Source organism: Nocardia sp. 852002-20019_SCH5090214, assembly GCF_001665865.1.
In the GTDB taxonomy this organism is placed as follows: Bacteria; Actinomycetota; Actinomycetes; order Mycobacteriales; family Mycobacteriaceae; genus Nocardia; species Nocardia nova.
On sequence record NZ_LZMK01000140.1, the window covers coordinates 59,945 to 73,755 of the forward strand.

General features: G+C 67.1%; 12 protein-coding genes, 1 tRNA gene and 1 pseudogene. 5 read left to right on the plus strand and 9 right to left on the minus strand.

Annotated elements, in window-relative coordinates; translation table 11 throughout:
- Window positions 1-41 precede the first annotated feature (41 nt).
- From A5780_RS12085 to A5780_RS39060, 4 genes are all read left to right on the plus strand, one after another.
- The gene (locus tag A5780_RS12085; RefSeq protein WP_369829521.1) at window positions 42-1,322 is read left to right on the plus strand and encodes an MFS transporter; all 1,281 of its coding nucleotides are present in this window, start codon (window positions 42-44) and stop codon (window positions 1,320-1,322) included.
- 8 nt (window positions 1,323-1,330) lie between these two features.
- The gene (locus A5780_RS12090) at window positions 1,331-1,702 is read left to right on the plus strand and encodes a metalloregulator ArsR/SmtB family transcription factor (protein WP_062966999.1); all 372 of its coding nucleotides are present in this window, start codon (window positions 1,331-1,333) and stop codon (window positions 1,700-1,702) included.
- 180 nt (window positions 1,703-1,882) lie between these two features.
- Complete coding sequence (locus A5780_RS12095) at window positions 1,883-3,253, plus strand: hypothetical protein (RefSeq protein ID WP_064908464.1); 1,371 nt, start codon at window positions 1,883-1,885, stop codon at window positions 3,251-3,253.
- 285 nt (window positions 3,254-3,538) lie between these two features.
- Window positions 3,539-3,961 carry a hypothetical protein gene (locus A5780_RS39060; protein ID WP_063016037.1) on the plus strand — a complete coding sequence of 141 codons (423 nt, stop codon included), beginning with the start codon at window positions 3,539-3,541 and terminating at the stop codon, window positions 3,959-3,961.
- 423 nt (window positions 3,962-4,384) lie between these two features.
- Here the strand turns inward: A5780_RS39060 and A5780_RS41815 are convergent.
- From A5780_RS41815 to A5780_RS12130, 6 genes and pseudogenes are all read right to left on the minus strand, one after another.
- A pseudogene (locus A5780_RS41815) lies at window positions 4,385-4,735 on the minus strand (class I SAM-dependent methyltransferase); the annotation flags it as partial.
- A gap of 172 nt (window positions 4,736-4,907) precedes the next feature.
- Window positions 4,908-6,527, minus strand: a complete 1,620-nt coding sequence (locus A5780_RS12110; protein WP_227463034.1) for a SulP family inorganic anion transporter — start codon at window positions 6,525-6,527, stop codon at window positions 4,908-4,910.
- Window positions 6,524-8,359, minus strand: coding sequence for a phosphoenolpyruvate carboxykinase (GTP) (locus A5780_RS12115; RefSeq protein ID WP_064908466.1), 1,836 nt, complete (start codon window positions 8,357-8,359; stop codon window positions 6,524-6,526). Before A5780_RS12115 ends, A5780_RS12110 begins: the two co-directional genes overlap by 4 nt.
- A gap of 111 nt (window positions 8,360-8,470) precedes the next feature.
- Window positions 8,471-8,770: a helix-turn-helix transcriptional regulator gene (locus tag A5780_RS12120; RefSeq protein WP_063016039.1), complete on the minus strand. Its 300-nt coding sequence runs from the start codon at window positions 8,768-8,770 to the stop codon at window positions 8,471-8,473.
- A gap of 128 nt (window positions 8,771-8,898) precedes the next feature.
- Window positions 8,899-9,276, minus strand: a complete 378-nt coding sequence (locus A5780_RS12125) for a VOC family protein (RefSeq protein ID WP_030515883.1) — start codon at window positions 9,274-9,276, stop codon at window positions 8,899-8,901.
- Between the two features lie 500 nt (window positions 9,277-9,776).
- A complete protein-coding gene (locus tag A5780_RS12130) occupies window positions 9,777-10,067 on the minus strand; it encodes a cutinase family protein (protein WP_064908467.1) in 291 nt (96 codons plus the stop codon).
- 726 nt (window positions 10,068-10,793) lie between these two features.
- On the opposite strand from A5780_RS12130, the gene A5780_RS12135 reads away from it, so the two are divergent.
- Window positions 10,794-10,867, plus strand: a tRNA-Pro gene (locus A5780_RS12135).
- 86 nt (window positions 10,868-10,953) lie between these two features.
- Here the strand turns inward: A5780_RS12135 and xerC are convergent.
- The 3 genes from xerC to A5780_RS12150 form a co-directional block, all read right to left on the minus strand.
- On the minus strand, window positions 10,954-12,195 hold the full coding sequence (gene xerC / locus A5780_RS12140; RefSeq protein ID WP_064908468.1) for a tyrosine recombinase XerC: 1,242 nt from the start codon (window positions 12,193-12,195) through the stop codon (window positions 10,954-10,956).
- A 406-nt stretch (window positions 12,196-12,601) separates the two neighbouring features.
- Window positions 12,602-12,811, minus strand: coding sequence for a helix-turn-helix domain-containing protein (locus tag A5780_RS12145; protein ID WP_064908469.1), 210 nt, complete (start codon window positions 12,809-12,811; stop codon window positions 12,602-12,604).
- A gap of 602 nt (window positions 12,812-13,413) precedes the next feature.
- Window positions 13,414-13,734 carry an Lsr2 family protein gene (locus A5780_RS12150; protein ID WP_064908477.1) on the minus strand — a complete coding sequence of 107 codons (321 nt, stop codon included), beginning with the start codon at window positions 13,732-13,734 and terminating at the stop codon, window positions 13,414-13,416.
- Between the last annotated feature and the right edge of the window lie 77 nt (window positions 13,735-13,811).

The window sequence follows — 13,811 nt, forward strand, 5'->3', positions numbered from 1 at the left end:
CAATAAGTTCGCAATTGCGCACCTATTGTCTTAAACTGGCCGTGTTCGATGCGTCCCGCGGATTCTGGAGGCCCGACGTGCTGGAGGTGTTGCGACACGACCGTTTCCGGCGCTTGTTCACCGCACAGGTGGTGGCCCTCGTCGGAACCGGTCTGCTCACGGTCGCGCTGGGTTTGGCGGCCTACGATCTGGCCGGATCCGATGCCGGTGCGGTGCTGGGCACGGCACTCGCGATCAAGATGGTCGCCTACGTCGGCGTGGCACCGGTGGTCTCGGCGCTGACCGATCGGGTGCCGCGGCGGATGCTGCTGGTCTCGGCCGATGTGGTTCGGCTGGTCATCGCCTTGCTGTTGCCGCTGGTCACGCACGTCTGGCAGATCTATGTCCTGATCTTCGTGCTGCAGGCGGCCTCGGCGACCTTCACCCCGGCATTCCAGGCGGTCATCCCGTCGATCCTGCCGGACGAGGAGGACTACACCCGCGGGCTGTCGCTCTCACGGCTGGCCTACGACCTGGAATCGCTGCTCAGTCCCGTACTGGCGGCGGCATTGCTGACCGTGGTCGGCTACCACCTGCTGTTCGTCGGCACCGCCGCAGGTTTCGCGACCTCCGCGATCATGGTCGTGCGCACCTCGCTCCCTCGATCGGTGCCCGCCGACCGCTCCGGCTCGCTGCCGGCCCGGATCACCTGGGGCGCACGGCTCATGGCGGCGAGCCCGGTGCTGCGCGGGTTGCTGGCGATGAATGTCGCTGTCGCCGCGGCGACTTCGCTGGTCGTGGTCAATACCGTGGTCTACGTCCGCGACCTGCTGCACGGGCCGGCACCCGTGGTGGCGGTGGCGCTGGGTTGCTTCGGCGGCGGTTCGATGATCGCCGCGCTGGCGATCCCGCGACTGCTCACCGGCATTCCCGATCGGCGTCTCATGCTGGTCGGCTGCGCGATCCTGCCCGTCGGCCTCGCCGGTGCCGCGACGCTCGCGGCGCTCGAGCCCGGACCACGCGCGGGCTGGGTGCTGCTGGGGGTGGCCTGGTCGATCATGGGGGTGGGCACCTCGCTGATCAACACGCCCTCGGCGCGACTGCTGCGCGCCCAATCCGACGGCAGCACCCGCACGGCCGTGTTCACCGCGCAGTTCTCGCTCTCACACGCCTGCTTCCTGGTGACCTATCCGATCGCCGGCTGGCTGGGCGCCGCCGCCGGACAGGCCGGCGCGGCGCTGACCCTGATGGTCCTGGCGGCCGTGGCCGCCGTGGTTGCCGCGCGAATGTGGCCGGTGCACGTATCGTCGGGTGCGCAGATGGCCACAGCAGGAAGTCGGTGAACCAGCCCATGACCGGTGAGGAAACCCCCGCAGTCGACGCCCTGCCGCCCAGCCTGGTGCACATCGTCGAACCCGACCCGGCCCGTCTCGAAGCCGCCACCTCGGTGTTCCGGATGCTCGCCGACCCGACCCGGCTGCACATCCTCTGGGTTCTCGCCGACGGCGAGGCCGACGTCACCGCCCTCACCGAGGCCTGCGGCGGCTCCCGCACCGCGGTCAGCCAGCACCTGGCGAAACTCCGCTTCACCGGCATGGTCGAGACTCGCCGCGAAGGCCGCCGCATCATCTACCGCATCCGCGACGGCCACCTCGCCCGCCTCGTCCGGGAAGGACTCAATCTCGCCGACCACATCGTCACCGGCGAGCTGCCCCACGAATAAGGCGCGGTTCGCGGGCGGTGCTTCTCGCGAGCGACCCGCCTGATCCGTACCGGGGCAGCACCGTTGGGTCACGGTGTGGGATCGATCCGCGGTCGGCGGCGAATGCGTTGTCCCCCCGAGGGCAGCGGCGCCGAATCAGTTCTGGGCCGTGTCGATCGGCCCGGAAGGGTGTGAGTCATCATGTCCGCCGAAGATCGAGATGCTCGCCCGCCGGCGTCGAATGCGGAACTGTCCACCGATGATCGCGCCGAACTCGAGCGGTTGCGCGCGTATGTCGCAGCGCATCCACCGCGCCCATCTCATCGGCACGCCTGGCGCTGGACCGGCGTCGTGCTGCTGCTGGTCCTGACCGCGCTACTGATCATCGGATCGGTGACGACGCGGTTCGTGCGCAGCCAGATCTTCGATACCGACCGCTACGTCACGACCGTCGCACCGCTGGCCACCGATCCGGCGATCCAGAAGGAACTGGCCGACAAGATCACCGATGCGATCGTCGGTCGCGTCGACATCAAGGCGTACACGGCGGATGCGGTCAACGCGCTCACGCAGAACGTCGGGCAATTGTCGGATCGCCCCCGTGCCGTCGCGGCGTTGAACAGTCTGCCCGCGCTGGTGGCCGACCAGGCCGAGAACTACATCCACCAGGCCGCGACGGCCGTGGTGACCAGCGATCAGTTCCGCGAGGCGTGGGACACGGCCAACCGCCGCGCGCACGACGCACTGGTCCATGTGGTCAAGGGTGAGACCAGACCCGGAATCGAGGTCAGCGACAACGGCACCGTGAGCATTTCGCTGAAGCCGATCCTCGCGACCGTGCGCGAACGGCTCGACGCACGCGGAATCACCTTCGCCGACAAGATTCCCGATGTCGACGCGCAATTCGTCATCTTCCATGCCACCGAGCTGCCCAAGTACCAGAAATGGCTGCGCACGCTCGACCGCGCGGCGAACATCCTGCCGTGGGTGGCGCTGGCCACCGCGGCGGGTGCGGTGTGGCTGGCTCCCCGCGGCCGGCGGCTGCGGACCCTCGCACTGGTCGGCGTCGCCGGTGCGGTCGCGATGGTGCTGCTGGCCGTCGGGGTGGTGATCGCTCGCAGTATCTACCTCGATTCCGTTCCGCCCGACGCGTTGTCGCCGCCGGCCGCCTCCGCGCTGTTCGATACCGTGATCCACCCGATGCGGGTGTCACTGCGCGCGGTCGCGGTCGTCAGCCTGGTCGTGGCCGCGGTGGGATATCTGGCGGGGTCGTCTCATTCGGCGCAGTCCGTGCGTTCCGGCTTCGGGCGGCTCATGGTCGCCGTCCGCGGCCGGCGTGGGCGCCCGCCCAACGTGGTCGAGTCGTTCGTCGCGCATTACCGCACACCGCTGCGCCTCGCCGTGCTCGCCGGCGCGGTGCTCGTGCTGGTGCTGTGGCCCTACGCGACCGGTTTGGTCGTGGTGGGGATCGTGCTGGTCGCGGGAGCGCTGCTGCTGATCGTCGAAATTCTCGCGCGGCCCGCGGCGGCGCCCGAAACCACCGCGGAGACCGAGCCCACGGCGACCGGGTGACGCGGAATACGGCGATTCGGTTACGTTTCGGGGTCGATCGCACGGTCCATCGGTTCGTGATTATCCGCGAGGTTTTCCGCGACGAATCGTTAGATGCCCGGTTGGCTCGCCGAATTCGTCCATCGAGCGATGTACCAGGTCGATGAGCGAACCGGGACCATCATCCGCCGCGGCGGCTGGTCAGGAGGCAGCGCAGGGCCGCATGTCACAACCCACCGGAACCGACGCATGTCGGTACGCGCCGGCGGATCCGCCGGCGAGGTTCACGAAAAGGGGTGAGCCGTCGTGACGGCTACGGAACACGGAACACGCAACGGGCGAAACGACACCCGCAATGCGGTGGCGGCCGGCACCTCGCTGGCCGCGGCGGCCCTACTGGCCGTCACCGGAATCGTGTCCATCCTGCAGGGCATTTCGGCCATCGTGAAGGACGACGTCTACGTTTCCGGACCGCAATACATCTACAAGTTCGACATCAGCGGATGGGGATGGATCCACCTGATCCTCGGCATCCTCATGGTGGCGGCCGCCGCCGGGTTGTTCACGCGTTCGACCTGGGGGCAGATGTTGGCGATCGCGCTACTGGGTTTGTCGATCATCGCCAATTTCCTGTGGCTGCCGCACTATCCGTGGTGGTCGATCCTGGTCATCGCCCTCGACATCGTGGTGATCTGGGCGATCGCCACCTGGGATCCGCGCAGAATCTGATATCTCGCGCCAGCCGGACCGCGTCTCGGGGACTCGGTCCGGTCGACGCGCGCTCACCTGCAGCCACCGCATCGGCGCGTCGAATTCGCCCGTGCCGTACCGCCGGCGCAGCGCCTCGGCAGCGATCGCGGTCGCGGATTCGAGATCGAGCGAGGAGTGCCGTTCGATCTCGCCGCGCAGCGGGGTGCCCTGGCAGAGGGCGACCGCCGCGGTCTCGGCCGTCGTGCGGCTCGACCCGTCGATGTACTCACCGGTGATCCGCTCGAAGCCGGCCGCCGCGAGTTCGCCGCGAATCCGATCGATGTCGAAGTATCCGTGGGGCGTGCGGCGAAAGAATTCGAGCGGCTCGTCCGGTGCCGCCGCGCACAGCGCCTCGGTGACGATCAGGGTCACCACATTGGTCTCGAGCCGGTCCCAGACGTTGAAGACGAACACGCCGCCCGGGCGCAACACTCGCAGGGTCTCGGCGTATCCGCCGACCTTGTCGGGCAGGAACATCGCGCCGAACTGGCATGCCACCAGGTCGAACGAGCATTCGGCGAACGGCAGGTCTCGGGCGTCGGCGACCTGCCACCGCACTCGATCCGATGCCGTGCGGTTCGCGGCGGTCGTCAACATGGGTTCGTTCAGGTCGGTCGCCACGATGTCGCGACCGTCGAGCCGGGCGAGCGCTCTGGTCAGCACCCCGGTCCCCGCCGCGGTTTCGAGGATGTCGACCGCGTCCGTCGCGGCCACCGCCTGCGCGAGCAACCGGGCGGGTTCGGCGAAGATCATCGGAACCAGCAGCGTGTCGTAGATCTGCGGGATCGATCCGGTGAAGGACGTGTCCCCGCCTTCGGCCGGTGCGCCCGGCCCCGGATCACCACTCACGGCAGGTGATGCTACGCGCGCCCTGCGGCTGCCGGGCGAGATCGCCGCAGCGCTGGGCGGTTTCGCCGCGCGGCGATCACATGGCGCGCGCGTACGCGAGGGCCTCGGGCGTCTGCTCGAAGATCTGCGTCTCGCCGCCCGCGGGCAGGGCGCCGAGCGCCGCGAGCCGACGGCGATGCTCGTCGCGCAAGCCCGACATCAGGACCGTGATGTTGCGGTGCTGCAGTTTCGCGATGGCGTCCTTGAGGACCAGTGCGCCGGTCGTGTCGAGGGCGGTGACATGCGCCATGCGAAGGACCACCACATGGACGTCGGCGACCTCGGTCAGCTCCAGCAGGAAGCGGTGCGCGGCGGCGAAGAACAGCGGTCCGTCGATGCGGTAGGCGACGATACGGTCGTGCAACAGGCGGTGTTCCTCGCTGAGGTGGTCGCTCTCGTCGAGCGGAACCTGTTGCAGCCGAGCTTCTTTCGCCACCGAACGCAGCGCCAGGACGATCGCGATCGCGACGCCGACACCGACCGCGGTCACCAGGTCCATGGCGACCGTGACCAGGAACGTCGCGGCCATGATGAGTGCGTCGCCGCGTGAGGCACGCGCGATGGCGGTCAGCGACGCGGTTTCCACCATGCGGACCGTCGTGGCCAGCAGCACCCCGGCCAGCGCCGCGACCGGGATATCGGCGACGAGCGGTGCGGCGAGGTAGATGATGGCGGCGAGCACCACCGCGTGGGTCAGCGCGGCCAGGCGTGTGCGTGCCCCGGAGCGCACATTGACGGCCGTGCGGGCGATCGCACCGGTAGCCGGCACGCCGCCGAACAGCGGTGCGGCGATATTGGCCAACCCCTGCCCGAACAGTTCGCGATCGGGATCGTGGCGGGTGCCGACGGCCATGGCATCCGCGGCGGTCGCCGCCAGCAGCGATTCGAGGGCGCCCAGCGCAGCGACCGCCAGCGCGGGCGCCACCAGCGATCCGAGGCTGCCCCAGTCGAGGAAGTTCAGTGTGGGAGCACTGAGTCCCGACGGGAGGGCGCCGATGGCCGCGGTGGGGATGTCGAAGAGCGCGACCACGACGGTCGCGCCGGCCACGGCCAGCAGCGCGAAGGGCAGCTTCGGCAGGAACCGCCCGCCGACGAGCATCACCGCGGCCACCGCGACGGCGATCACGACCGGCGCGAGATGGGGTTGCGAAATATATTGGCGCACAGCGTCATAGGCCGACTGCCATACCTTGTCCCCGTGCGCGTGCGCGATGCCGAGAGCGTTGGGGAACTGCTGCAAGGCGATCACCACGGCGATGCCGGCGGTGAAGCCCTCGATCACCGGGGCCGGCATGTATCGCACCGCACGCCCGGCCCCGGCGACCGCGAGCGCCACCAGCACGATGCCGGCCATCAGGCCCACGGCCAGCACCCCGCCCCCGCCGTGCTGGTGGACGATCGGAACCAGCACGACGGTCATCGCGCCGGTCGGCCCCGACACCTGGAAACGGGAGCCGCCGAATATCGCGGCCACGATGCCCGCGACGACCGCGGTGGCCAGTCCGGCCGCGGCGCCGAGTCCGGAGCTGATGCCGAATCCCAGTGCCAGCGGCAACGCCACCAGGGCGACGATCAGGCCCGACAGCAGATCCGGGCCCGGGGTGCGGAGGGCCGGACGCCAATCCGACCAGCGGGGGAGCAGTGCTGCGATGTTCACAACCGGGCTGCCAGACGCAGTTTCAGCGCGGCGAGTTGTTCCCGCAACACGTCGGGCAGGCGATTGCCGCCGATGGTGGCGTACCAGTGGTCGATGTCGGCCACCTCGGCCACCCACTCGTCGATGTCGACCGCGAGCGATGCCGCCGTCCGGGCCCGCTGCCCGTCGTCGAGGCCGGTGAGATCGAGGGCCTCGACCGCCGGCACGTAGCCGATCGGCGTCTCGACCGCCTCGGCGGTGCCGTCGAGACGCTCCAGCGCCCACTGCAGCACGCGCACGTTGTCGCCGAAGCCGGGCCACAGGAATTCGCCTTCCGGACCTCGTCGGAACCAGTTGACCTGGAAGATCTTCGGCAGTTTCGCCGGGTCGGCGGCGGCACCCAGCCGGAGCCAGTGGGCGAAGTAGTCACCGACGTGATAGCCGAGGAACGGCAGCATCGCCATCGGATCGCGCCGTACGACGCCGACCGTCCCGGCCGCGGCGGCGGTGGTTTCCGACGACAGCACCGAGGCGGTGAACACCCCATGGGCCCAGTCGAAGGACTCGGCGACCAGCGGGACAGTGGTGGCGCGACGGCCGCCGAAGAAGATCGCCGAAATCGGCACGCCGGCCGGATCGTCCCATTCCGGAGCGACCGAGGGACACTGTCGAATCGGTGTGCAGTACCGCGAATTCGGATGCGCGGCAGGCGTTCCCGAGTCGGACGTCCAGTTCTCGCCGTGCCAGTCGACGAGATGGGCGGGCGGTTCGGCGGTCAATCCCTCCCACCACACGTCCCCGTCGGCGGTGCGGGCGGTGTTGGTGAAGATCGAATTGCCCTTCGCGATGGTGGCGATCGCGTTGGGATTGGTCGTGGCGCCGGTGCCGGGGGCGACACCGAAGAATCCGGCCTCGGGATTGACCGCGTAGAGCCGGCCGTCGGCGCCGAAGCGCAGCCACGCGATATCGTCACCGACCGTCTCGGCGGTCCAGCCGTCGAGTGCGGGTTCGAGCATGGCCAGGTTCGTCTTGCCGCACGACGACGGGAACGCCGCGGCGACGTAGTGCGTCTTCCCCTGCGGGGAGGTGAGTTTCAGGATCAGCATGTGCTCGGCCAGCCACCCTTCGTCCCGGCCGAGTACCGAGGCGATGCGCAGTGCGAAACACTTCTTGCCCAGCAGCGCGTTGCCGCCGTAGCCGGATCCGTAACTCCAGATCTCGCGGCGCTCGGGAAAGTGCGAGATGTATTTGGTGGTATCGCACGGCCACGCCGCATCCGGCTCGCCGACGCCCAGCGGTGCGCCGACCGAATGCAGGCATTTGACGAATTCCGTTCCGGTCGTGAGCTTTTCCCAGACGGCGTCGCCGGACCGCGTCATGATCTGCATCGACACCGCGACATATTCCGAATCGGTGATCTGCACACCGAATTTCGGGTCCTGCGCATCGAGCGGCCCCATGCAGAACGCGATGACATACATCGTCCGGCCGGCCATCGCGCCGCGATAGTGCTCGGTCATCACCGTGCGCATATCCACCGGGTCGACCCAGTTGTTGGTCGGACCGGCGTCGGTCTCGCGCTCGGAGCAGATGAACGTGCGATCCTCCACCCGCGCCACGTCGTCGGGATCGGAGACACACCAGAACGAGTTCGGCTTACCGGTCAGTGGAACGAACGTTCGCTTGTCGACCAATCGTGCGGTCAGCCGATCCCACTCCGCCCGGGAGCCGTCGCACAGGACGATGTGCTCGGGGGCCGTCAGCTCGGCGACCTCGGCGATCCACGCCAGAACGCTCTCGTGGGCCACCGGAACCTCGTCGAGCTGTGCGATGACACGTGAACTGTCGGACACGAGACCTGCCTCCTTGATAAAGCTGCAATGTAGTTAGTTTAGAAAACCTGCAAACAGTGGTCGCATTCGGGCCCCCCGCTCCACTGGTTCCGGCGCCCTGTGCCCGGATCGTCAGGCGAGCTCTTCCAGCGCCTCCGCTTGGCCCGCGACCACGCCGGTCAAGATCGCCCGCGCCACCGCCAGCAATTCGGCCACCTGCGGGGAGGTGAGCTCGTAGGTCACCGACAGTCCCTCCCGCCGGGCCACGACCAGCCCGGCTCGGCGCAGAATCGCGAGCTGCTGGGACAGATTCGCCGGCTCGATGCCGATCTCGGCCAGCATCTCGGAGACCGCCTGTTCGCGCTCGCTGAGCAGTTCGAGAACGCGAATCCGGATCGGATGCCCCAGTGTTTTGAAGAACTCCGCTTTCATCTGATAGAGGGGTCTGCTCAGTCCGGGCACGCAATCACTCCTTTTGGTTCGCGGCCCCACGGCCTGCCCCGTCGCTCTTGATTGCAGAGTTTAGCAAACAGGAAAAGTGCCGAGCTGTTCGCCGCCGATCAGTCGGCCAGCCGCCACGGCGGATTGCGCCTGTTGCCGGCGGCGTGGAACAGGCACAGCCGGTGGCCGTCGGGGTCACGTAACCGGGCTTCGCGCCACAGCCAGGGCATATCGGCGGGTGACTGCTCGAATGCGATGCCGGCATCGGACAGGCGCCGGTACTCGCCGTCGAGGTCGTCGGTCTCGAAATAGACGGTGACTTCCTCGCCACCCGGTACGGCGTCGACGCGGTCGACCGAGAAGGTGCTCTCACCCGCGGGGCATTCGAATCGCAGATAGTGCTCGGTCTTGACGATCAGGCGCAGACCGAGCAGCAGATAGAAGTGCTCGGCTCGATCGAGGTCCGTGCTGCCGACGGTGACCTGGTTCAGACGCATACCGTCCAGTGTCACCGTCGCGGTGCCGGATCGGTAAGCCACCCTCGGGTGGGAGCGCGGCGGCAACGTTTCCGGCCAGGCGCGAAAGTGGTTGTTCTTCCGCGGTTCTGGCTGGCACCGGCGCGGACGCTCGGTGACGGGTGTTCGAATGTCCAACTGCCGTCTATCCGTTTCCGTGGAGTAGGACGAAACCCGTGCCGACGAGGGCAGATAGAAGACGTTAATTCCCGGACCTCTCGGGTATGACGAAAAGCGCAGTCCGCAACTGTTACCGAAAGGAGGAACCCGATGATTATCGGTGATTTGTCTCAGATCGTGAACATGGTCGTGGGCTGGTTCGGCCAGATGCGCGGCGTGATCGGCATCTGACCCCGGTCCCTCACCCACCCGCCGAACCGCATGGGATGCGGTTGGGCGGGTGGTGGTCTGTCGAGATCCGAAAACCCACCAGCACAAGCCGTTTCGGACGCGGCGACCTTTTCCGGAGCGTCTTCGGCGCCTCACAGGTGGGCGGCGGCGAAGTCCGCAGCCTCATCCGCTGTGGCGGTGTAGCTGGTCCGGTGCACTTTCCAGCTCGTGCCATGGGGATCGCACACCGGGTCGTTCGCGGTGCAGGTGTCGTGAGTGCGGTCCGCATAGGGGCCGGTGACGCTGTGACCGATACCGCGAATCGGGTTGCCGAACAACAGGATCGCCGCGATCTTCGGCGCCACCGACGCGGGAAGGGTGGCCACGATCGGCCCGCCGACCTTCGCGCCCACGCTGCTGATGCCGATCGAATCGTCGACCACGTTCGCGGTTGTGAGTAACCGACCAGGGCGAAGCGCTGGTTCGGGCAGGCCTTCGCCGCGTCGGTCACATGTGTCACCAGGTCGCGATTGCGGCCCGGCGTCCACGTCCGGTCCTGCCACTGGCCACGCTGCGAGACGGCGACGAACCGGTCCTCCTAGCGGCCGGCTATCGTGCGCGCTCGCGCGACGATCGCCGACTCCCGCATTTCCCGGCCGTCGGCGGCGTGGAAGGCGACCACCGGAGACGAATACTCACGATCGTTTCGGTGCCATCGCTGTCGGGAACCGTCCGGTGACTGCGCTCGACGTCGACGATCCGCCCCGCTACCACGACCCCGCCCCGAGCGAAGCACAGACCGAATCGAGCCGCCTTGGCGCTCAGAGGCAGACCACTCAACCCACCCCAGAGAAAGACCATGGCGACGAACCAGTAGCCCATGGCAGCCCCCCGCGATGCTCGTGGAACGAACTTCCAGACTGCCACACGGCGACTTCGGAAGAGCGGCAGATTGTTTCGACTCTTCACTCTGCCGGCGCATCGGCGAATAGTGACCCTGCCGCCGCTGACTTGTAGCCGCCGTCCGCCTCGGCTGGCGCCGGAGAGACGAGCCGCTTCAGGGACCGCGCACCGCCCGCGCCCGGGGGCGGGATTGCCCACAAGCAGCCGATTTGCTCCAACAAGGGGGTAGTGAGGTAATCTCTTCGAGCACCCGCAAGCGGGAGCAACGGGCTGTGGCGCAGCTTGGTAGCGCACTTGACTGGGGGTCAAGTGGTCGCAGGTTCAAATCCTGTCAGCCCGACAACGAAAATCCCCTCCGACCAGCGTCGGAGGGGATTTTTCATCGACCGGGATGCGCCCGGAATTCGATCCGATCTCACAGAAATCTCACGTTTTCGGGCCGTCGCCGCGCGCCCACCGCTCGAGGACTGCCCGGTTGTCGGGGGCTGTCTCGGGGATGTCGATGTAGTGGGCTTTGGCCACGGCTTCGGTGTTGCCGAGCTGTCGCGCGGCCCGCTCGGGGTCACCGTAGGCGTTGTCGATTACCGTGGCGACCACTCGGCGGAAGGTCCGTGGCGTCACCCAGGCGTAGTTCTCGCCCCGTGCGGCCCGCCACACCCGCCCGAAGTTATTGGGGTTGCGCAACGAACCATTGCGCGCCGGGAACAGCACCCCGTGTGGGTTCGGCTGACCGGTGATCTCGAGGTCTTTCATCGCCTCCCGGCACGCTTGCACCGCATGCTCGGGTAGCAGCATCCTGCGCCAGCCGTGCACCGACTTGGGGAAGGGCTTGCGCGCCCATCCGCCCGTGCCCGGCCCCTTCACTTCGACCAGTGTTCCGGTGACATCGAGGTAGGGAGTGTCGGCGTCGAGATTGATGTCGTCCAGGCGGACGGCGAAGACCTCGTGCGGTCGCAGGCCGGTGCCGCAGATCAGGTCCACCACCCACACCACCGACCAGTCGCGCGGCGGACCGCAGGTGTATGCGGGGGTGCCGGGAATCTCCTCGCCGCGGGCCCATGCCCGCACCTGTTCCCGGAAGGCGGGTAACGCGTCGGGGTCGGCGACCTTTCCGCGGGCGCGAGTGCCGCGCCGTGTGAACGCGCTCACGCCGTCGACCGGGTTGGTGTCGATGGCGCCGTGACGCACTGCGATCTGCATCATCGCACGGAGAATGATCTTGTGCTGCTTGGCTTTGCGCCGCTTGCCCAATCCGACCAGGTGCTTGAGATGGCGATCCAGCTCGCCGGTCGTGGCCTGCCATACCTGCAGATTTCCCACGGAATTCTCGATCTTGATCGTCCTGGGGTCCGCGCGTTTGTCGGTCGACACATAGATCTCGCGCCGATAGTCCTCCACGTTGCCCTCGGTATAGGCCTCGTCGGCCTCGAGGTCCGAAAGGAGTTCGGCGGCAAGCTCGATCAGCTTGGTACTGCGAGTGATGCGCCGGTATCCCAGCTGCTCTCGATAGTCGCGCATCGCCTCCGCGAGCCGGTTGCTCGCGTCGTCGGAGCTGCGCCCGATCCGCTCGATCTGAGTCGGGCCGCTGGCACCGTAGAAGCGAACCGTCGTGCGCCACCGACCGTTCTTCTGCTTCTTCGGTTTCGTCGGAACACCGAAAGTGCCCACCGGTCTCGGTAACCGGCCTCCCATATCGCCTCCCTTGAAACATTGAGTGGTCCCAACCCCGCGCCGACGAGACCGTGGACGCTCGTCCCGCCGGCCCGAACGCCTGCGCGAGTCGTCCTGAGCGCTACCGGTCCATGGCGTGGCGTCGCTGCCGAATTCACCCGCCGAAGCGTGGCCATCGCACCGCCGCCCTACAAGGCGTGAATAGTCGCTGGAAATTAGCCAACGGTCCGTCGTGTGGGCAGGGACGAGAAAGATGCCGTTGCTTCCGGTTGGACGGTGCATGCCAGGTGCTGCGTCGCTTCTTGCCGACCAGCAACAGCCGCAACGTATTTCATCGAAATGAATCGGATGGATGCATAGGCAAATTGAGATCGGGATTCAGCCAGGAGACGCACTGCGCGTACTAGTCCAACGGTCGGCGCTGGCCGCCGCCGTCGTCGACCTTGCTCTGCTCCCAGGCCAGCAGATCCGACAGGCGGTACCGTCTGTAGCGGCCCATGCGTGCAAAGCGTGGGCCACGTTGAGCGGCCGCCCAGCTGGCTAATGTCTTCTTCGGTATCTTCAGGCGCTCGGCGACCTCATCGGTGCTGAGCCACACTTCGTCATCTTCCATGGTCGCCTCTGCGGAAATCGCTCAGCCGGAGCGCCGTTGCGGCAAGCAAGAACAGGAAAGAGGGGAGGATGACGATCGTTGGCAGAAAAGGGAGTAAGTGCTCGTGGCGCCGGCACCGGCCCCAATGAGGATTCATGAAGCTGCCGGTGGACGGCGGCCCCTCACCGCGAGGTCGGTGGCTAGCAACTTTCGGGATCGAACTGCGGCACATGCGGAAGCATGCGTGATTCTCGGCGCAGCCGTCCCAACGGAGATGTCGGCGTCGCAACATGGTGAGGCCTCGATTCGGTTCGTATCGAGTCCCTCGCGTGGCGCCAGACGAAGTAAAGACTTCCAGCTCTGCAGTCAGAAGGGAAGCGGTATCCCGAATCGAGAACTACTTCTTGGCCGGATCTCAGGTGTCGGCGGCGTTCGGCGACCGGCGACCCAAATTCGGGAACGAGGCGTGGCTCACGAGAAACCCTGAAAAGCGCCATGTCGCTGGGATGCATCGCAGCCACGCTCCCGGTCTCGCCCGATGGACCCGACTGAGTCGGCCACCGGCGCGGCGCCCGACCAGTGGTGTATCACTCGGGTGATGTGCTGGGCTGGGCCGAGTAGGTCTAACTTGCCTGGTGATATGCCTCGATGATGTCGGCCTGGATCCGCCCGCGGCTGGAAACGTTGTAGCCGTTGTTCTTTGCCCATTCACGGATCGCGCCGGTTTGCTGCTTGTCGGCTGCGGTACGCGTCGTGGGCTTGGTCTTGGCGCGGGAAATCCGGCCGACCTTGCGAGCCGCGGCAGTCCACTCCTTCAACGCGCCACGCAATTTGCGCGCATTCTTGTTCGACAGATCGATCTCGTACTCGGCACCATCGATGCTGAACGAGACCGTCTCTTCGGCTTTCGACTTGCCGTCGAAGTCGTCGATCAGTTCGACGATTGTCGCTTCCGCCTGAAGACTGACCCTCTGATTCCGGGTGAATGCTGACCCACCCCGTGAACGATCATGAGGTGCTG